Below are 20,872 nucleotides of genomic sequence, written 5' to 3'. Positions count from 1 at the left end.
CAGCTACACCTTAGCAATAATTCCTGTACCACCTAAGATAATGCATAAAACTAATACGATTAAAATTGCTTTTGTTGAAGTCATACCTTTTTTACCCAGTAGCCAATAAACAAAGCCAACCACAGCAGCAGGCAATAATTTAGGAATAATCATATCTAGGTTATTTTGAATATTCATTGAAACTTTACCAATTTTAGGTACCCAAGCAAATTTAATATTAACCATCGTGGCCACTAAAGCACCAACCATAAATACACCCAGTACAGTAGCTGAATCAGTCAAAGCATTTAAGCGATCACGCATATCTGTCACTAACGAAACACCTTTATCATAGGCAAAGTTTAGTTGTTTCCAACGAAAGACACAAATTAATAAACTTGCTACAATCCAAATCAAAACGCCAATTGGATTACCTTGAGCTGCCATAGAAGCTGCCAACGCGCCAAAAATTGTTGGTACTAATGAAGCAAAGATTGAATCACCAATTGCAGCAAATGGCCCCATCAACCCAACTTTCATACTAGTTACAGTGTCTTTGCCTGCAATTCCTTCATTTTCTTCAACCGCCAAGTCAATCCCAGTGATAATTGTATTAAAGAAATTAGAACTATTGAAAAACTGCATATGTGTTTTCATCATTTCCTTTAATTCAGGGGTATCATCACCATAGATCTTTCTTAGCTGTGGCAGAATCGTATACAAATAGCCACTATTCTGCATTCTTTCATAATTCCAACCTAGTTGAAAACCAAATAACGATCTACGATTAATTTGGTTAAAGTCTTTATTAGTTAACTTATATTTTGGCTTAGAGTTCGTCATCAGTAATTTCTCCCTCATCATTTGTAGTATCAGTAATAGCTGCTTTATTCTCAGGCGCTGGACTTGACGTTGCTGCAGAGTTAGTTGGAATACTCTTATAGTGCAAAATAGCAAAAGCCAAACCAATTAAAGCAATCGCTAGCATTGGTAATCCATTAAAGATTGCACTAAATTCTTTATTCACTGTGGCAATTCCGGCACCCAAAGTTTGAATATTAGTAAATAATACTGAGAATAACGTCGTAATAGTAAATCCAAGAATTAAATATGCCGCATGTTTTTTAACAGGTAGATACCGAAGCAAAATTGCAAAGCCAACCGCTGGTAGCGTTGCCCCAGCAACTGTTAGTCCGGTTCCTAACCACTGTAAATCACCATTTAAAGCATTAGCAATCGTTTGTACTAACCCTCGTCCAAATGCCAAAGCAATAAACACGGGAACTGCGCGGGATAATGCCCAGGGAATTGCACCGTATAAAACATTTCGTTCAACTGCTTTATAGTTAACCTTTTCTTGATCAATCAGGTGATCAATTCGATGCGCAAAATAAGTATTAGTAAATCTTGCTAAAACATCTAGCTCAACCATAATCGCTGCAACAGGAACTGCAATTGAAGAAATAGCAGTCTGAGGACTCATGCCTTTAACACTAGTTGAAAAGGCAGTTGCCAAAACTGTACCTGTCGTAGCATCAATTTTAGATGCTCCACCAAAAGTACCGACTCCAAGTACCATTAACTGCATTGATGCCCCAATAATCAAACCAGTCTGCATATCTCCCATAATTAGACCAGCTATTAAGCCAGCACCTACGGGGGTATTCAATGCAGAATAAATTTGTAGTTCATCGAGTATTTCTAAGCCAGCATACAAAGTAAGCAGTACTATTTGCCACCAAGTCATTATATTTTCCCCCTACTTCACATTATCATCAATTAGTTTAAGTAAATTGCGTGCATCGACACTAGGATTTACTTGCACAATTAAATCAGTATTCTTATCTGATATCTTCTTAAAAATATCAGCATCTTGCTTCGTAATATTAACTTGCTTAGTTAATTCAATAGTATCATCCTGTTTAGACATATTGCCTACATTGATTGTATCTATTGGTATGCCCAAATTAATTAAATCTAGGAACGTTTGCGGTTTTTTAGCAACTAAAAATAATCTTTGCTTTCCATATCGCCCTTTTTTTAAATGATCAGCAGCCACATCAATTGACAAAACACTTAATCTAGTCGTCATTGGTGTTGCCATTCTCAAGCCACTTTTTTGAACATCATCTTTTGCAGCCACATCATCAAGTACAATGATACGTTCAACCTGCAACTTAGGTGTCCAAAGATTAGCAACCTGACCATGAACTAAACGTTCATCGACCCTTGCTCCTACAATGTTCATATAACTTCCCTCCTATTAAATATTATCGTTATATTTTTAAGCGCTTTCATAATATATATGATAAGGTACCAACCAATTTTTGTCAACCATGAGAACAATAAAAAAGAAGAACATGAACTGTTCTTCTTAAAAACTATTTAGAGACTTTATTAATTAAACTGATGAATTGTAACTCCCTTTACCACACGGTTAACGGTTCCAGTAGGTGAAGGAGTGTCAGGTTTATTATGACATTTAACAGATGTCAATAGTGCTAAAGTTTGACCAAACATAACATCTGGCAATGCTAAATATGCATCTGGAAGTAGCTGATCCGCACTAAACATAAACGATTTTCCATCGAAATCTTGACCAGCTTTTGCTTGACCGACCGCCATAACAAGTGGAACTATCTGATCATCTTTAATTTCATTCAAAATATCTAAATCATATTTTCTCGTGTATGAATCATTAGAAACATAATCAAAGACAATAGTTCTATTATTCAAAAATGACTTAGGGCCATGACGTAATCCCATTGAAGTATCAAATAAAGCCGCAACTTCTCCAGCTGTTAACTCCAGAATCTTTAAACGAGTTTCTTCAGCTAGTCCGCTAAGGCTACCACTACCAATATAGGTAATCCGATCAAAATCAGTTTCAACTAAAGACTGAATTTCTGGTTCACGATCGATTACACTACTACCCATTTGCACAATTTGATCAATAATTACTGACTTTCTCTGATCATCGATTGTATCAAAGATTAATAAAGCCGCTAAACTCATACAAGAAAAAGATCCTGTCATCGCAAATCCTTGATCTAGCGATTTTTCTGGCATCAACAAAACTAGTCCCGTTTTGTCATTAGCTAAATCTTTTGCTAATTGTCCATTAGGCGCACAAGTAATCGCAATTTGATATAAATGATTAACAAATTTCTTAGCTAATTCAACAGCTGCTACCGATTCTGGTGAATTCCCACTTCGCGCAAAAGAAACTAAAATTGTTGGTGTGTCTGCTTCAAAATAATTTTCCGGTGTTGAAACCAATTTAGTCGTATCTATTGCCTCAAAGTTATAACTATTGCGATCACCTTGTTTTTGCAAGTTTGGAGTAATCATATTCCCTACATATGCACTTGTACCTGCACCTGCAAAAATAACTCTGATTTTATGATATTTTTGCTCAATATTAGCTAAAAAATGATCAATTTTTGTTTTTTGGGTTTGATAAATTTTCCAAGTTTCTTGCCATAACTTTGGTTGTTGCTGAATTTCACGCGTAGTGATTTTAGCACCTATTTTTTCCAACTCTGCATCTGTTTCAGAAAACATTTTTATACCTATCTTTCTGTAAAAGTTAAAGTAAGTGATTGTATTGCTTCGAACGATAAATAAACTTATCGCCACGTGCTACCGAAATTGTAAATTCAATCGGAACATTTTTTTCATTAATAGTTTTACGGTAAATTTTCAAACTAGCTGAACCCACCTCTTCTTGTAAGTATTCACTTTCTTGCTTATCTAAATTAACTGCTTGAACATCTTCAAAAGCCATTACACCTAACTGTTTATATTTATCTTTAAGTACATCATATAATGGAACACCTTGTAATTCATCCAATGTTAGACTAGGAAAAAGCTTCTCTGGTAAATAAGTTTTACTATAAATATATGGTTGATCATTAGCCAGCCGTAAACGAACTAGCTCATAAGCTTTTTCTGCATTCTGCAAGTTCAATTGCTCAGCAATCTTTTGATTCGGTTCAACTAGCTTTAAAGACTGGTTCAATGTTGTGGGTTTTTGACCTGAGCGTCTCACCTCTTCAGAAAAGGAATACATCTCTCCAATATTAGGCTGATCAAGATACCGACTAGAAACAAACGTGCCTTTACCATGAAGTCGGTAAATAAGTCCTCTCTCTTCTAAATCTTGCAGCGCTAATCGAATTGTATTACGACTAACATTATACTGAATTAACAATTGGCGCTCACTGGGCAAGCGATCGTTAGGCTTTAAATGATTGATCCGTTTTTCTAAATCCGAAATTACTTGCCGATATAATGGTTTCTCCATTGACTTCACCTCTTTTTCAACTGGTTGATACCACTATTGAGTTTATCAAAGAAAGCGGTTCAATGCAATTAACTATATAAAAAAGCTATCCACTTATGAGCAAAAAAACTGAGCCACAAGGCTCAGTTTCAAATTCTCTATTCCAATTTTTTTACTTACTAATTCGCTTACCCTTCCAATCATAGAATCTTTGACTAAAACGATTTTTAGGATTGTCGTAAACAACAAGTTTATACAAAGCATAAATAGTTCCAACCATCGCGATTAAATTAGTCAGCCAATTTTTAAAGAGTAACTGTAGCAAATTGATTATTATTACAAACACTGCCCAAAATAAAACTCGATCTCTTCTCTTTTTTTCTGCTTTTGAAATTCTTGTTTTCTTCAACCTAATCATCCCTTATCAAAATTTCCTATAATTAGTTAAGCTTTTTCATTAGCAGCTGCATACTCCGCATTGCGCTTCTTCATTTGCTTTGCATACCATATAAACAATAATAAGTACGCTGCTAAAGCAAGTACAGCATAAACAATAAACATACCATGTTGCTTCCAGGCATTACCAACTAAGTAGGCAATAAATTTTTCAACTGGACCTTCCATCGTAGTATCAGAAACTAAAGTATGTGCTGGGATTGCAGCTCCAACCGAGTGGGCCATTTTAGTAACAAAAGGTCCAACCATCGTACCTGCCCAGAGAAAAATTGGTAATTCAATTGTACCAATGATAATCATCCGAATAACTTTTCCGCGAGTAACAACCAATAAAGCAGGTGTAACACCCATCGCAATAATGCCACCCAAAGGCATTAATCTATTACCTGGTAAAACCATCGCTTCAATCATCATAATTGGCGCTAAAACGTTAGCCGCTGCCCAAATTTCTGAGCGTCCGGCTAAGAATGGCCAGTCAAGTCCGATATTAAATGTCCGACCAGAAAATTTCTTAGTAGCAAAATCAGCAATCCCTTGAGACAATGGTTCAACTGAAGCAATAAACCAAGAACCGATAACTGAAAATAATTCAATACATGAGCCACCAACAAAGGCTAGTGTAAACATATCTTTCCAACCCTGCTCAGTAGCGAAATTATTACCTGCTAACAGCGATACAAAGATTCCTAAATACACTCCGATTGCAAAGCGACTGCCCCAAAAACCAATTTTTTCATTTAATTTAGTTGAGTCAAAGTCGAACTTGTCAAGCCAAGGTAAAAACTTATCGAAGAACTTATCAAACAACATAATTATTGGATTCATCATGTAATTCATATGAGTTGTTGTCATTGGGTTGCCTTCAGGTGCATCCAGCAAATCATTAAAAGTTGGTTTCATCAAATCTGAATTAATAATCTTCATCGTTCCAATGAACAATACCAATAATGTTGAAAGCCATAATGGTGCTCCAACAGAAACACAGAACAAGCCGACAAAGGCTAAATGCCAAACATCAAAGATATCAACATCTAGAGTATTTGTCTTATTCAATACTAATAAAACCACATTTAAAATAATTAAAACTAGCAAGTAAAACAAGGTATATGGCGAACCCCAAGTAATCGTAGCTAACGGTGCCCAGCCCATATCCTGCATATCCATGTGAATACCCGTATGCTTGACGAACTGCATCATCGGCTTTTGAAAAGCATTGGTTAACATATTCATAATGTTGCCAATTGCAGTAATTGCAATAGCTAACTTCAATCCACCCTCAAGTGCCTTAGAAAACTTAACCCGAAAGATTAAGGCAATCAAAGTTAAAACTATTAACATGATTGTAGCAGCACCCATATCAATTAGTGGTTTAAAAAGTGAGTTGGCAAAATCAATTATCCCATTCATTTTTATTTCCTTTCAAAAAGAACGCTATGCATTAATTTCCTTAACAACTTTTTCCACATTGTCATAAACTGGCTTAGCCATTGTCGGAATCCGGTATAAAATTGCCCCTGCATCAATCAATGGAATCTTAGGTTTAAAAGAAAGATCAGTTTTGGCAATTGTCAAATAGCCATCATATTTCGAAAGTAGGTCTTCATTGACATCTTTAACCATATACGCATCAACTTTAACGTTATAACCGCGCTTTCTCATTTCTTCTTCTACTGCATCTTTAATTTGATGTGAAGAATTTACTCCTGCACCACACGCTGCAATAAACTTAACTTCTCTACTCATAATAACCTCCTATTATTTTTTAAAATTCTCACTCATAAACTGATAAATTTGCTCAGGATTAGTGAAATTAAACAACCTTTGTAATTCTGAAACTGGCGTTAGTCTAAGAAAGTCCATTATTTGTGCGAGTATGTTAGCTTGTCCTTCTGGATCATTATTTAAAATCATAAATAAAAACTTAACTTGCAACTGTTCATCTGGGACAATCATGTTATAAAATACAACTGGCTCACTAAGTGCAATCGGTACTATTAGCCTCGCATTAACATACTCACTTTCTGTATGCGGCATTGCAACATTAGGTAACTCCTTAGCAATTGGAGAAGTATCAATCCCTGTTGGATAATTCTTCTCACGTTTCGTAATTTGCACGAAAAAATCTTCTTTAACATATTTTTTGGCTAAAAGCTTAGCTGATATTTCCTCAAAAAGCTCTTTTGAATCTTTAGCATTGCTAACAAATACCGCATCTGGCAAAAATAAACTATTTTGACTCACTGCACAGTCTCCTTTCTGATTCGACAAGTTTTCGTTTTAGTTCGTTTATGTTAGTTTTTGTTCACTTGCCTAATTGATATTATATGTAACCCTATTCAAAAATGCAAACGCTTTTTAGAAATTCTTTCAAAAATATCAAAAATAATCTCAGTTACTTAGCACTTAGATTCATACCAAAGGCTTAAACTACCCTTACAACAAACACAAAGAAAAACCATAATCAGCTTGATCATGGTTTTTCTTTGTGCGATTAAATTCTAATTTTATTTCAACTTACTAGTCGTGATATACACCTTCAGCCCATTTCTTATTTTCTTCATCAAAGAAATGGACATTATTCTTTTGAGCTGGATTTGGCTCAGCTATACTATCTATTTTATTAATTAATGCTTGATTCTTTTCATTAGGTTCATAATGAGCATCAAGATAAGCGTCAACAATATCAAAAATAAAGTCACGCCCGAGTACAATTCCACCAAAACCAAGTACATTAGCATTTAGCTCTTGGCGTGCATAAACTGCTTGAGTAGCATCCCCTACCATAGCAGCACGAACTCCTTCGTTCTTGTCTGCGGCAGTTGAAATACCAATACCTGTACCACAAAGAACGATACCTAAATCTGCACGGCCGCTCGCTACATCTTCTGCTACGCGCTTACCATACATTGGATAATGAGTACGACTATTATCATGAGTGCCTTCATCAATAACTTGATAGCCTTCTTCTTTTAAATGATCAGAGATTGCCATTTTGACTGGAGTCACAATATGATCATTTCCGAGCGCAATCACCTGATGTTTATCAATTTCTGGTTCAACAAACTCCGGTTGCGGTCTATCATTAGCAAACATTGCAATCCTCCTTAGATCATTTCTTCTAGCATATTTAACCGAATTTGGTGACGACCACCAGCGTATTCCGTATCAAGATAGCGTTGAATAATCGAATATGCTAATTTTTCACCTACAATGCCGCTACCTAAAGCAATGGCCTTAGCACCATTATGCATCGCAGTCATATGAGCAGTTCTTTCTTCATTCACGTTGGCCGTAACCATCCCTTTGACCTTATTAGAAGCCATTGCTGACCCAACTCCGTATTCGTCAAACATAATGGCCTTTTTGAAGCCATTTTCCATTACTTCATGGGTAACTTGCAAACTTGACTCAACAAAATCTGCTGCGGGCTCAGGCGTAACATCCAAAACATCATAATCATGACTTTTAAGATAAGCTTTGACTTTTTCTTTCAAGTCAAAGCCATCTTTGTCACTACCAATAACAACTTTCATAGTTAAAACTCCTTCCAGCAAAACTACTTATACACAGTTGTAAATTGACTGTAATTTTGCTCAACATTTGGGGCAATTTCATGGTTAGTAATTAAACCATCAACGTCACGTAAGTCATAAAACTGATGAAAATCACTATGATTCAGTTTTGAATAATCAGCAACTACAAACTTAAGCTGCGAGTGATCTAACCCTATCCCCTCTGTTTGCCCTTCCTCTAAGCTAGCAGTTGTCATAGCATAATCCTTAATCCCATTGACACCAACAAAACCAACAGAAAATGACATGGTTGCTAATTCATTATTGGCTAAAGCACCTAAAAACGCGCCACTTATCCTCCGATAAGATCCACCAATCATAATTAAATCATAGTCATTCATATTCGTTCTGGCAGCTTCAAAGACAGGCAAAGAGTTAGTAACAATCCTAAGATGTTTAACTTTAAGATTAGCAACCATCAATTCCAGAGTAGTTCCAGGTCCAACATAAATAGATTCGTTTTCATGAACCAAATTACAGGCACGTTTAGCGATTTCTAACTTTTCTTTGCTGTTAATTTCACGTTTTTGACGATAACTTTTTTCTGTTTTACTTTGATCAGAAACAAGCTGAGCACCACCGTGAATTCGCAGAATTTTACCTGATTTATGCAATTCATTTAAATCTCGTCTAATCGTCATATCAGAAACTTGTAGCGCCTTAGCAAGTTCATCTACTGTAACAAACTTTTGAGCACTTACTACTTGCAAAATGGTTTTTAATCTTTCACTTTTTAGCATTGGTTACCTACTTTTTAGCTAGATTAAGCAACTAACTTAGTTCATCTATATTATAAATGTTCTTTATTGTTTGTCAATGTTTGTTAATGTTTAATAAATTGAACAGTTGCTTATTTAATACCTATTTTTTTAATTATCCTTTCCATTTTAAAACATTCACGATCTTTAGCAAATCTCAAAAATACTTTACTGGACTCCAATCAATAGTTCCCTGTTCCGTTATGGTTTGCACTTGAAAACTGTGCTGTTTGTTAGGTTCTATTCCTTCTATAACTAATTTGGTTTCGGTAATTTCTGTATAAAGCAAATCGTCTACTTTAACGTTATATTTTGCACGTCCATATTTTTCATCAGCTGGTTGCCACGATAGCGTGACAGTAGTTATCTGACTCTGCGAAAAATTGAGTGGATCTGTAATACTCAATTTCTTATCTTTAGATTTAGCTAACAGAGCTAAAGGTTGAACCTCGCTAAGCTTAACCACAATCTCACTTGTGCTGACATTTACAGGAGCAAGCTTAATACGGAAGAATGTCTGCTTCATGTCAGTTCCGATTCCTTGCAAATACGAATTACTATAATACTCATGATCAAGATAACAAACATTATCGGACTGATCATAATCAGTCAAGTCTCGAACTAATCGTAAAGCTAATTTTTGACCAGCAATCAACACCGCACAATTTGTTGGCATTTCGGTCACTTTTATAGCCAATTCTGTCGTACGTATTTTTTCCATTTCAGAATAATTTCCAGTTGTTGGTTTAATATCAACTATTAAATTTTCATTTCTTAATTCAGTCGAAATATCCGTTTGAGCAAATTCCCCCATTTGATATTTAGCACTGATACCATCATCCTCATAAACAGTAAATTGTTGATCGGTAAAAGGATAAATTTCAAATTGACGCTCATTTTTAGCTAGCTGATATTCCTTGGGAGTATTAGTAGCAGGTGCTTTAGGGATTATTGCACCAGCTTTAACAAATAGGGGCAGTTTCCATACAGGCGCAGCAAAATTATTCAGTACTTGTCCGCCTTGATAAGCTTTTCCAGTATAATAATCAAGCCAAATCTGCTTTCCATCTGGCAAATAAATACCATTACGAAGATCATTGCCTTGATCATCAGCTGCCGTATTTTGATAGATTGGCGCAACCAAAAAGCTATCGCCCCACAAATATTGGTACTTGACCATGTCTGTATAGCACTCAGGTAAGTCTGGATATTCTAAAAACATAGCGCGAACCATTGGTTTGGCATCTTCAACGGCCTGATGAGCAATACTGTAGATATAAGGTAGCAACTGTGTCTTTTGCTTTAGATAAGCCCGATTAATTGCAGTAATTGCATCTGAAAACGCAAATGGAGTCTTGGGATTAGTTCCCCAACCATCCATATTTAATTGAATTGGCGTAAAAGCTTTCCACTGGTAGTCACGCGTGTTAACAATTGCATTACTGCCGGCATAAATACCATCCATATCCGAACCAACATTGGGTTGACCTGATAAGCCTTCACCAATATAAGTCGGAATTTGAAAACGAATATATTCCCATTGTCCACCTTTCTGGTCACCCGTCCAAACAGCTGCACTGCTATGTGTTCCAGCCCAACCGTCCATGGTAATAATAAACGGTCGCAATTCTTTACCTTTAATCTTTTCAATCATTTTTGCCGCAGTTTGCGTACCATTCAAACCAAAGGAATATCCATCACCTACCCAAGCCATGTCTGTTTTTAGAGCAGTTACCCCAACTTCTAACTCTTTTTCAAAATCACGATCTGTTGGCTTGGGATGTTGCGGATCCTTAGGAGACAAATTTTGTTGCGTCCATAAGCCGACTTCAATTCCTTTAGAATTAGCATAAGTAACAAACTTAGCCAAATTTTGTAAATTACCTTCCAAGGTATTCGTTTGACCATATCCAGCACCATAACCGTCATTAGGTAAAAACCAGCCTAAAGGCATATCCTGATTGAGATATTGGTCAAGCATGCCACGCGCACTTAATAAATAAGCAGCTCCTCCGGCTTCGCCGTTCAGCGTCTCACGAATTGCTTTACTTTCTAAATCTGCTGGAAGTTCTTTAGGATGATATTCTCGATAATAATTACCATCGGGATATTTAATCGCTTGTTTATCTTGAGCATCAGCCTTAATCCAAAAATCACGATTATAAGCATTTAGATGTGCTTCATAAAAACCATACAATGGCATCAATTGTGGCAAGCCAGTTAATTGGTGATACATATGCAATAGTTCATATGGCGTTTTGGCAAAGAAATAAATTGCATCAAATCGCTTTTCATAATGTCTAGTAACAATTGCATCAGCCTGTCTACTAGCAAAATCATATTTACCACAAGTAAAAGTATTACGCAAAACACCATAACCACTAGTTGACCAATAAAACGGTGCTGGAGAAGCCACCCCTTGGTCCACCCAATTATTCGTATTAGCCACAACTATCTGCTGATTAGTTAAATTAAAACGACCGTTTTGCGTACCTGCCCCAAAGTAGTTATTTCCAGCCTCATTAGCTAAAACTTGTTCACAGTATTCATCATTAAGATAGATCGGTTGTACTTCTTGTAAGACTGTCTGACCTTGCTTGGTAACACTCATGGTACCTGCATTCTTGACAAAATTAATGGTAATCGAGTTAGTCGCAATAGACCAACCAGTTTCAGTCCGCTCAAGCTCCACTTGGATAGACTGATCACCATCACCATATTCTTGAACATCAGCTGCCAAAATTTGAGCATGTAAGTCTGGCTGCGACTGTGCTGGTTGTTGATACTTTTCTACCGGATCAATGTAATATCGAAAGATACTAGAATCTAACCAATACAATCTGGCCTTCAGACCATTAGCATAATCGATTTGATAAAAGCCACCTTTAGCTTGGACATTAATAATCATATTTTTGTAAACAGCTATTTTCAATTAATTCACCTTTTCTCCTAAATATTTAAATATTATATCAGTTTATTAGTTGATTTTTCATATTTTGATAAAATTAACCATATTATTCCAATCAATAGCACTACTTATTACGACTTATTATAAAAAATAAATTAAAAATATATTGAATTATCATATTGTTACTGTTATTATTTAAAATAATATATTTTTTATATAAATTTACATATATAAGGATGGGATAGAATGAAAAAGTCAAAAATCATTAGTTATATTGCTATCTTAGCAGCCGTCTTTTTGTCATTGACAGCCTGCAGTAAAAACCAAGATAAAACCAGCAATGCGGTTGACAGTACCCCCAAATTCAAAACATCCGTGCCAACTAAAACTGTTAAACAAGGTGGCACATTAAGGGTTGCTTTAGAAACAGATACACCTTTCCAAGGCATCTTTTTAGACGAAATCTCAGAAAATTCAGTTGACTATCTAGCCTCTCAATTTGGTGACGAGACCCTTTTTTATTATGACAATAACTATAGAATAAATAAAAAAGGACCCGCTACACTTAAAGTTGATCAAAAAAACAAAAATATCGTAGTCACAGTAAAGAATGGTGTTAAATGGTCTGATGGCAAACAAGTCACGGCTAAAGATCTTGAGTACTCTTATGAAATTATTGCCAATAAAGCAACCAATTGTGAACGCTATACTGATCAAATGGCCAATATTGTTGGTTTAAGAGAATATCATGATGGAAAAGCACAAACGATTTCTGGGATTACCTATCCTAACAGTGAAAATGGACGTTCAATTAAAATTCGTTTTAAACAAATGTTTCCAGGAATGTACAATGCTGGCAGTAATTGCTATAGCGAAACTGCTGCACCTTATCATTATCTAAAAGATGTGCCATTTTCCAAGTTGCAAGCTAGCGATCAAGTTAGAAAGAACCCTATGTTCATTGGTCCCTATAAGGTTCAAAAAATTGTACGCGGACAATCCGTTACTTGGGTACCAAATAAGTACTATTGGCGTGGTAAACCAAAGCTAGACAAAATCTCAATTTCAGTAATTTCTACTAGTAGCGCTTCACAAGCAATTAAGAGTCATAAGTTTGATGTCATTGACGTGGTAAATACCCAATGGGAACAAGTTAAAAACACGAAAAATTATAATTTTGTTGCGTCAGTGCCAATGCAATATTATTATTTAGGCTTTAAAGTAGGCAAATGGGATAAAAAGCAAGAAAAAAATGTCATGAGTAAAAATTCCAAGATGAATAGCAAGCCGCTCAGACAAGCCATGGCATATGCCATGAATGTCGAGCAAGTTGATAAACGTTATACTCATGGTCTCAAATTTAAAGTCCCAACTCTAATTCCTGAACAGTTTGGTGATTATTTTGATAAAAATGCTAAAGGCTACACTTACAATCTGAAAAAGGCTAATCAAATTTTAGATCAGGCAGGATACAAGAAAAAAGGTAAATGGCGCACTCAGCCTAATGGCAAACCACTTAAGATTAACTTTATGGCGATGAGCGGTAATACTACTCAAGAGCCAATCATTCAAAACTATTTGCAGCAATGGCACAAAGTTGGTTTAAACGTCAAATTGTACAACGGTAGATTGATTGAAGCTAACTCATTTTATGACAAGCTGGCAAAAGATGATCCTAAAGTTGATGCATTTATTGGTGGTATAGGGATGTCAACCGAGCCTTCACAAGCTAATGCATATGGCGAAAACTCTGCTTCAAATTATGCTCGCTTTGCTACTAAGGAAAATACCCAACTAATTAAAGAAATGGACGCACCAGAATCATTTAATCACGGCCATCGGGTCAAGGTTTTCCACAAGTGGCAAAAATACATGAATGAGCAAGCTTACGTTGTTCCACTTGATAACCAATACACAGTTACTGCAGTAAATACCAAATTAGCTAATTATTCACTTGATCCTGAAAAATGTGCTAATAAGCATCCAATTTGGTATGATATTGGTTTTGCCAAATAAATTCGAATAATACTAAAATTAAATTAAAAAAATATTGCATTTCTAATTTTATGCTGCTATTATTACTGCTAATAATATTTTAGTTAGTTTAAAGGAGCAATGTTCAATGAAACAAACCAAAAATGCAATCTCCGCAAAAGAATTTTTTAATAAAGTATTATCAGGTACCGCAACAGGAATTATCGTTGGCTTGATTCCTAATGCTGTTTTGAGTTCAGTTTTGAAGTTATTTGGCAACAACGCCATTACAATTGGCATGAATCACGTGTTGCTAGTCTTCCAAATCGCAACCCCATTATTAATTGGTGCCTTGATTGCCTACCAATTCGAGTTTGCGCCATTGGACATTGCTGTAGTAGCGGCTAGTGCATATGTGGGTTCAGGCGTTACCCAGTTTAATGCTCAAGCAGTTAATCCAGCTAACAAACAAGCTGGGATCTTCATTTCATCTGGAACTGGCGATTTAATTAACACGATGATTACTGCTGCCATTGCCGTCTTTTTGACATTGGTAATCGGTAACTTGTTTGGATCAGTTAAGATTGTGCTTAACCCTATCGTAGTCGGTGGCGGAGCTTCTTATATTGGCTATCTGCTATTACCGCTAATTAGCAAAATCACAACTGGACTAGGCACAATTATTAATTCATTTACTAAGTTACAACCTGTTCTAATGTGCGTATTAATCGCCTGGATGTTTGCCTTATTAATTGTCACACCTGTTTCAACAGTAGCCATCGGAATGGCTATTCAACTAAATGGGATTGCCGCCGGTGCTGCAGCAATGGGAGTAGCGGCAACTACGATTGTTTTAGTAGTCCACTCTTGGAAAGTTAATAAGTCTGGTGTCACAATCGCTGTTGCATTAGGTGCTATGAAAATGATGATTCCAAACCTATTCCGTTATCCGATTATCGTCTTACCAATTCTAATCACTTCAGCCGCTTCGGCTTTACCTGTTGCTTTATGGAACATTTGCGGTACTCCTGCTTCAGCCGGTTTTGGCTTAGTAGGAATTGTTGGGCCTCTGGCATCAATGAGTGGTCCTAATAGTATTAATCTTCTACTAGCTCTACTTAGTTGGTTCGTCATCCCTGCAGTAGTTGCCTTAGCCTGCCGCTTCGTATTTGATAAGTGGCTACATGTTTACGATGAAAAAGTCGCTTTTGCCTACTTAGGTGATTGATTATTTATTAGAATATCAAAAAAGCTGCATGCTAATCGTTAGTATGCGGCTTTTATATACCGATTTAATCAATTATTCAGAGATTTGCTAACCAAAAATCAGGCCTCAATCTAAGTTGAGACCTGATTTTACTTATCTATTTATCTAACTTAACATCATTATCCGTATGACCAGTAGTTAGTGCTTGATGAAAATTCTCATAACTAACACTAATCATATCGGACAATGCAGGACTAGTGTATGAACCAATATGTGGTGTAAGTAAGACTTTCGGATATAATTCACGCAATTCTTGAACAATGCTATCGGAAAGTTTGCCATTAAATTTATGTCCAATAATTCTAGATTCGTTTGGTAGAACGTCAGACCCAAAACCACTTAATTTATCAGACTTTATCGCTGCAATTACTGCCGAATAGTCAACTAGTTCCGCCCTGGCAGTATTAATCAGAACTGCTCCCTGTTTCATTTTACTAATTAAAGCTTGATCAACCAAGTGATCATTTTGACCAGGAAAATAAGGCACATGAACTGAAACAATGTCGGAATTAGCGAGCAATTCATCTTGACTCACAAAATTAACATATTTAGCCGCAGAACTACTGGGATATGGGTCGTAACCTAGCACTTTTACCCCCATACCATGGTATAACTTAGCTTCTGTTGCACCTATCTTACCCGTTCCAATAATGCCAACTGTACAAGTATGAAACTCATTAGCAAATAATTCTGACAAAACTCTAAAATCGCCTTGACGAGTATTATCAACTGCTGTAACCACATTTCGGTAGAGCATTAATCCTAAAGTTAAAGCTAACTCAGCTACTGCATATGGTGAGTAAGCCGGAACCCGAGCCACCTTTTGCTGATACTTTGCGGCTGCTTGTAAATCGATGTGATTATAACCAACAGTTCTGGTAAAAACGTACTTGATACCCCAATCATGCATTTTTGCTAAATTGACTGCATCAGCTTGGCAATTTGCGCGCAATAACACTGCATCATTGCCTTTAGCTGTGCTGATATTATCATGAGTTAATAACTCAGGCTCTAGTTGTAAATCATAATGATATTTATTCAGCTTTTTAAAATATGGTACTTCATTTTCCCTAACGCCATAAACCGCTATCTTAAACATGATATACTCCTAGTTAATCAATCCCAATGTTATTCATCAGCAGTTTTGGTACTCTGGTCAACTTTTGCGAAAATCCCACTTTATCTTTTATTCTCCCTGAAACTTGTTAGCTTCAACTTCTCTAATAAAGTCAGCCAAATGCTTATAATATACTTCTGGATTATCAACCATATGGTGATGACCACCATTAGGCGTGGTAACTAAGCGAGAATTAGGAATTTCTCGCTGCATAATTTTCGCCGTATCAAGCGGCATGGTTTCATTCTCACCAAAAGTTAGTAAGGTCGGCATAGTAATCTGCTTGAGATATTTTCTAAAGTGCCAGTCTTTTAATTTACCAGTAACTACAAATTCATTATCACCTTGAAAAGCATGATAGACTGGTAACCCACCTATGCGCTTAATATGATATAGCTTACATGGCTGTCTACGATCTAAAAAATTAATATTCAAAATCTGGACATCTTCTTGATAGCGCTCATTTTCATAATCGTCGTTTGCTTCACATTCGCGCATAAAATCAATCTCTGTTTGTGGCAAAACCTCTTGACGACGTCGATTAATTGCATCAATATAATCATCAATTTCATCGACCATTGAAGAAATAATTGCTCCCTTAAGGTGTTTACCATATTTAACCGCATATTCTTGGACTAATAGTCCGCCCCAACTTTGACCAATTAAATAAAAGTTTTCCAGTCCTAATTTTTCCCGCACCTCATCAACTTCATCAAGAAAATATTCATAAGTCAAATACTTTTCAGCAATCTTTGGATCGGAATAATCTGGTTGATCGGAATATAGCGACCCTAATTGATCATACATGGTTACTTGTACATTTAGTCCCTGTTTAGCTAGTTGATCAGCTGCATCCTCCCAATATTCATGATTGCCACCAGGACCACCGTGCAGTGCTAGCAAGTGAATATTGCCCTGTCCTTGCGTACTTGTCCACAAGTGATAGCCGTTATCTAAAGTAATAATTTTTGAACCTGTTTTCATCTTTAACTCCTTATAAATTATTTTGCATAACCAACTTGATACCATAACGGCTGGTAATTATTAGACTTTGATGGCTTAACAGAATAACCTGTTAATTTATCATTCAAAGCCATAATCTGATAAGAATTATCAATCGGTATTACATAGGCCTGGTCATTCATATATTCTTGCCATTCATGGAATTTTTTAACCCGATATTTATGATCAAATGCTTTTTGCGAATTTATTTCATCTAATAATTGATTATTCTTATCACTAACAAAGCGTGACATGTTAAACGGCGCTTCTTCGCCATAGTAAGTCTGTGGTGATGGCTCAGACGGCATCGACCACCCACCGATAAACATATCTACTGCCGGATCATCGTTTTGAACTTTATCATAAAACGAATTATGTTCGATTAGCCGACCATCAGTCAACTTGACGTTTAAACCCAACTTGTGCCATTGTTGCAAATAATTTTCAATAATTGGCTCTTGAGTCGAATCTCCACTCATTGCGGCCAAATTAATTGTTAACGACTTACCATTAGGCTGAACCCGCCATTTGCCCTTCTTCTTATAACCAGCTTTATCCAATAACTGATTAGCTTTTTTAAGATTATGGTTGTAGCCTTTAGCCTTTTTATCAAAGTAATCACCAAACTGTTCTGGTATTAATGTTGGTACTCTAAAGGTCAACCCTTTAGTGTAACGCTTATTAACTGCATCAACATTCATGCCATAACCAATCGCTTGCCTTAAAGACTTATTATTCATCTTGGCTTGCGGATTTTCGACATTCTTACCTTGCTTTTTATCCCACTTGCCGACCTTAAAGGCCAAGTAATGATAATTTAGAGGAATTTGTGCGACAAAGTTAACCTTCTTAGTATCCTTAACTTGATTCCATTGCGTATTTACAACCTTCATAACATCAAATTTGTGACTCTTAATTGCCTGTGAGGTTGAATTTGGCGAAACTACTGAAATTACAATTTTGTCTAATTTTGGTTTACCACGCCAATAATACTCATTCGGTACCCAGGTTACTGATTGACCACGTACAACTTTAGAGACTTTAAAAGCACCATAAAATAGCGGCTTTTTCCTAATCTTATCTGAAGACTTTAGTTCTTTAAATGGCACGTCTTTTAAATAGTGATATGGTTCTGCCATATTCCAAAAATACCGGTTACCATTGTTAGTCATGCTAGGATTAAGTTCCTTGCAGTGAATTACTACCTTACGACCACGTTCACCATCAGGCATTTCAATTCCAGAAATTGTTTTAGCTTTACCTTCATGGTAATCTTTAAGACCGTTAATAATTTCAAACTGACTACCATATCTAGGACAATTAGTTGCCTTGTTAGCTAAAATCTCATAAGCGAATTCCACATCCTTAGCGTTCACCTGCTGGCCATCAGACCATTTAACTCCCTTTTTAACTGTAATCGTAATTGTTTTACGTTTAGAGTCCAGCTTCATGGTCGCAGGACCTTTATCATTTATTTGATATTGATCATCTGTATCAAATAAAGATTCCATTCCTGGTGCAGCTACCTGAGAGTCAATGTCATCAGATGACAATTCTTGTGAAAAAATCCCAGCAAATGGAGTATCCGTACCTAGACCAATTTTGACGGTTCCACCTTGTTTAGCCGCCTTTTTTGGCGTTTGAGTTGGAAATTTAGCAGCAGTTTTCGTTTCATCCTTGTTAGCGTTATCGCTTTTGCCACAAGCAGTTAGCACGATTGCGGACAAACCCAATATCCCTAGAGAAATACTCCTTCTCATCTTTTTCATTAATTTTCTCCATTTCTAAATTAAATATTATCTAAATATATCATATTTATTTCATGTTTTCACTATTAAAAATATATATTTTTAATATTTTAGATAGAAATTAAAAAAGTTTCTCAATTATAGCCATTACAAAGTACAATCAGATTAAATTACAGCGAAAAGTTATGAAAATTCAATTAATTTTAATAATTATGACTAGTTACAAAAAAGAGCCCCAAGGCTCTTTTCATTTTATCTAGTATCCTAATTTTTTCGGTTATTATCCGCTATTTGCTGACGAAGCTTTTTAATTAATGCAACTTTGCTATCATATAGTTTTTGCGACAGATCAACTGGGTATGCTTCTGGATTTAAACTGCGTTTATATTCATCCCAGAGACCATCCAAATTATCTGCACAAAACTGCCTGATTGCTTGCAATTTGGGTTGCTTATATACTAGCTTACCTGCTTGAAAAATATCTTTCAACAATGGTTCTGCAGTGAAATCCGTTACAGTCTTATTAATATAAGTGTATTGAGGATGAAACATAAATAATGCTTTCATTTGTCTTGGATCTTCATCAAAGCGAGCGATCCAATCCCCCTCATTCTTCTTGGCAGTATTAGCATTAATCCGCCATACCTGCTTTTTGCCTGGCGTCGAAACCTTGCTAGCATTAGAAGAAATTTTTAAGGTATCTTGCAGTTGACCGTGCTCATCAGCAATCGCTACTAATTTATAGACCGCTCCAAGAGCTGGCTGATCATAAGCTGTAATCAACTTGGTACCGATGCCCCAAACATCAATTTTAGCTCCTTGCATTTTCAAGCTGGTAATCGTAGTTTCATCTAAGTCATTGGAAGCATAGATCTTAGCACCAGTAAATCCCGCTGCATCAAGTTGTTTACGTACTTGTTTAGAAATATAGGCCATATCTCCAGAGTCAATTCTGACTCCTTGAAAATTAATCTGGTCACCCATTTCACGTGCTACTTTAATAGCATTCGGCACACCGCTGCGAACTGTATCGTAAGTATCAACCAAAAAGACGCAATCATGATGGGTTTGAGCATAAGCCTTGAAAGCTTCATATTCACTACCAAATGCTTCAACCAAAGAATGAGCGTGCGTTCCAGATACTGGAATCCCAAATAATTTGCCAGCACGCACATTACTGGTTGAATCAAAGCCACTAATATAAGCTGCTCGTGTACCCCAAAGGGCTGCGTCCGTTTCTTGTGCACGGCGACTGCCAAATTCCATGACACCATCACCTTGCACGGCTAATTTGACTCGCGCCGCTTTCGTTGCCACTAGGGTTTGATAATTAATTATATTCAAAATTGCTGTTTCAACTAATTGGCATTGGGCTAGTGGACCTTCGACTTGTACTAACGGTTCATTAGCAAAGACAATCTCACCCTCACGCATTGACCGCACCGTTAGTTGCAACTTGAAATTACGCAAATAATCGATAAAATCAGCATCATAGCCGACCTCTTCTTCAAGATAACGCAAATCACTTTCACTAAAATGTAGCTGCTTAAGATATAAAATTATGTGCTCTAAACCAGCAAAAATAGAGAAGCCGTTGCCAAATGGCTCTTCGCGGTAATATGCTTCAAAAACTGCATGCCGATCAGCAATTCCCTTCTTAAAGTATGTGTACATCATATTTATTTCATACAAATCAGTATGTAAGGCTAACGAATCGTCTTGATCCAATTCTTGATAAAACATTATTTTCTCCTATTACAAACATTTTAGTCCTTAATTATACTATTACAGCTCATATAGCTCAAT

19 protein-coding genes are annotated in these 20,872 nt (G+C 36.3%); 2 read left to right on the top strand and 17 right to left on the bottom strand.

Translation table 11 applies throughout. From position 1 onward, the window contains the following. Nucleotides 1-3 precede the first annotated feature (3 nt). The 13 genes from OZX59_RS08015 to OZX59_RS07955 all read right to left on the bottom strand — a co-directional run bounded on the left by OZX59_RS08015 (nt 4) and on the right by OZX59_RS07955 (nt 11,982). On the bottom strand, nt 4-822 hold the full coding sequence (locus OZX59_RS08015; RefSeq protein ID WP_277125849.1) for a PTS system mannose/fructose/sorbose family transporter subunit IID: 819 nt from the start codon (nt 820-822) through the stop codon (nt 4-6). Further along, on the bottom strand, nt 809-1,726 hold the full coding sequence (locus tag OZX59_RS08010) for a PTS sugar transporter subunit IIC (RefSeq protein ID WP_277125848.1): 918 nt from the start codon (nt 1,724-1,726) through the stop codon (nt 809-811). Before OZX59_RS08010 ends, OZX59_RS08015 begins: the two co-directional genes overlap by 14 nt. A gap of 12 nt (nt 1,727-1,738) precedes the next feature. Next, a complete protein-coding gene (locus OZX59_RS08005) occupies nt 1,739-2,227 on the bottom strand; it encodes a PTS sugar transporter subunit IIB (RefSeq protein ID WP_277125847.1) in 489 nt (162 codons plus the stop codon). Nucleotides 2,228-2,376: 149 nt separating this feature from the next. Next, nucleotides 2,377-3,543, bottom strand: coding sequence for an SIS domain-containing protein (locus tag OZX59_RS08000; protein WP_277125846.1), 1,167 nt, complete (start codon nt 3,541-3,543; stop codon nt 2,377-2,379). Nucleotides 3,544-3,568: 25 nt separating this feature from the next. Next, nucleotides 3,569-4,285, bottom strand: a complete 717-nt coding sequence (locus OZX59_RS07995; protein WP_277125845.1) for a GntR family transcriptional regulator — start codon at nt 4,283-4,285, stop codon at nt 3,569-3,571. 151 nt (nt 4,286-4,436) lie between these two features. Further along, nucleotides 4,437-4,682 (bottom strand): hypothetical protein, encoded by a 246-nt coding sequence (locus OZX59_RS07990; protein WP_277125844.1) that lies wholly within the window; start codon nt 4,680-4,682, stop codon nt 4,437-4,439. Between the two features lie 26 nt (nt 4,683-4,708). Further along, the gene (locus OZX59_RS07985) at nt 4,709-6,127 is read right to left on the bottom strand and encodes a PTS transporter subunit IIC (protein WP_277125843.1); all 1,419 of its coding nucleotides are present in this window, start codon (nt 6,125-6,127) and stop codon (nt 4,709-4,711) included. A gap of 24 nt (nt 6,128-6,151) precedes the next feature. After that, a complete protein-coding gene (locus OZX59_RS07980) occupies nt 6,152-6,463 on the bottom strand; it encodes a PTS fructose transporter subunit IIB (protein ID WP_277125842.1) in 312 nt (103 codons plus the stop codon). 12 nt (nt 6,464-6,475) lie between these two features. Further along, nucleotides 6,476-6,961 carry a PTS sugar transporter subunit IIA gene (locus OZX59_RS07975; RefSeq protein ID WP_277125841.1) on the bottom strand — a complete coding sequence of 162 codons (486 nt, stop codon included), beginning with the start codon at nt 6,959-6,961 and terminating at the stop codon, nt 6,476-6,478. Nucleotides 6,962-7,237: 276 nt separating this feature from the next. After that, a complete protein-coding gene (gene lacB, locus OZX59_RS07970; protein ID WP_277125840.1) occupies nt 7,238-7,813 on the bottom strand; it encodes a galactose-6-phosphate isomerase subunit LacB in 576 nt (191 codons plus the stop codon). A gap of 11 nt (nt 7,814-7,824) precedes the next feature. After that, nucleotides 7,825-8,253, bottom strand: a complete 429-nt coding sequence (gene lacA, locus OZX59_RS07965; protein ID WP_277125838.1) for a galactose-6-phosphate isomerase subunit LacA — start codon at nt 8,251-8,253, stop codon at nt 7,825-7,827. A gap of 23 nt (nt 8,254-8,276) precedes the next feature. Continuing rightward, complete coding sequence (locus OZX59_RS07960) at nt 8,277-9,032, bottom strand: DeoR/GlpR family DNA-binding transcription regulator (protein ID WP_277125837.1); 756 nt, start codon at nt 9,030-9,032, stop codon at nt 8,277-8,279. A gap of 175 nt (nt 9,033-9,207) precedes the next feature. Then, nucleotides 9,208-11,982, bottom strand: a complete 2,775-nt coding sequence (locus tag OZX59_RS07955) for a TIM-barrel domain-containing protein (protein ID WP_277125836.1) — start codon at nt 11,980-11,982, stop codon at nt 9,208-9,210. Nucleotides 11,983-12,204: 222 nt separating this feature from the next. On the opposite strand from OZX59_RS07955, the gene OZX59_RS07950 reads away from it, so the two are divergent. Then, nucleotides 12,205-13,974, top strand: coding sequence for an oligopeptide ABC transporter substrate-binding protein (locus OZX59_RS07950; protein ID WP_277125835.1), 1,770 nt, complete (start codon nt 12,205-12,207; stop codon nt 13,972-13,974). A gap of 106 nt (nt 13,975-14,080) precedes the next feature. Next, nucleotides 14,081-15,160 (top strand): PTS sugar transporter subunit IIC, encoded by a 1,080-nt coding sequence (locus OZX59_RS07945; protein WP_277125834.1) that lies wholly within the window; start codon nt 14,081-14,083, stop codon nt 15,158-15,160. A 136-nt stretch (nt 15,161-15,296) separates the two neighbouring features. On the opposite strand, the gene OZX59_RS07940 is transcribed toward OZX59_RS07945, so the two are convergent. The 4 genes from OZX59_RS07940 to OZX59_RS07925 form a co-directional block, all read right to left on the bottom strand. Further along, nucleotides 15,297-16,298, bottom strand: a complete 1,002-nt coding sequence (locus OZX59_RS07940) for an NAD(P)-dependent oxidoreductase (RefSeq protein ID WP_277125833.1) — start codon at nt 16,296-16,298, stop codon at nt 15,297-15,299. An 87-nt stretch (nt 16,299-16,385) separates the two neighbouring features. Beyond that, entirely contained in the window at nt 16,386-17,300 is a 915-nt protein-coding gene (locus tag OZX59_RS07935) for a proline-specific peptidase family protein (protein WP_277125832.1), read from the bottom strand. A 17-nt stretch (nt 17,301-17,317) separates the two neighbouring features. Continuing rightward, nucleotides 17,318-19,087 (bottom strand): oligopeptide ABC transporter substrate-binding protein, encoded by a 1,770-nt coding sequence (locus OZX59_RS07930; protein WP_277125831.1) that lies wholly within the window; start codon nt 19,085-19,087, stop codon nt 17,318-17,320. A 243-nt stretch (nt 19,088-19,330) separates the two neighbouring features. Next, entirely contained in the window at nt 19,331-20,809 is a 1,479-nt protein-coding gene (locus tag OZX59_RS07925) for a nicotinate phosphoribosyltransferase (protein WP_277125830.1), read from the bottom strand. Between the last annotated feature and the right edge of the window lie 63 nt (nt 20,810-20,872).

It is taken from the genome of Lactobacillus sp. ESL0681 (assembly GCF_029392835.1).
Taxonomy (GTDB): Bacteria; Bacillota; Bacilli; order Lactobacillales; family Lactobacillaceae; genus Lactobacillus.
Note: the sequence above shows the minus strand (reverse complement) of the source record. Positions and strands in the feature narration are given on the sequence as shown.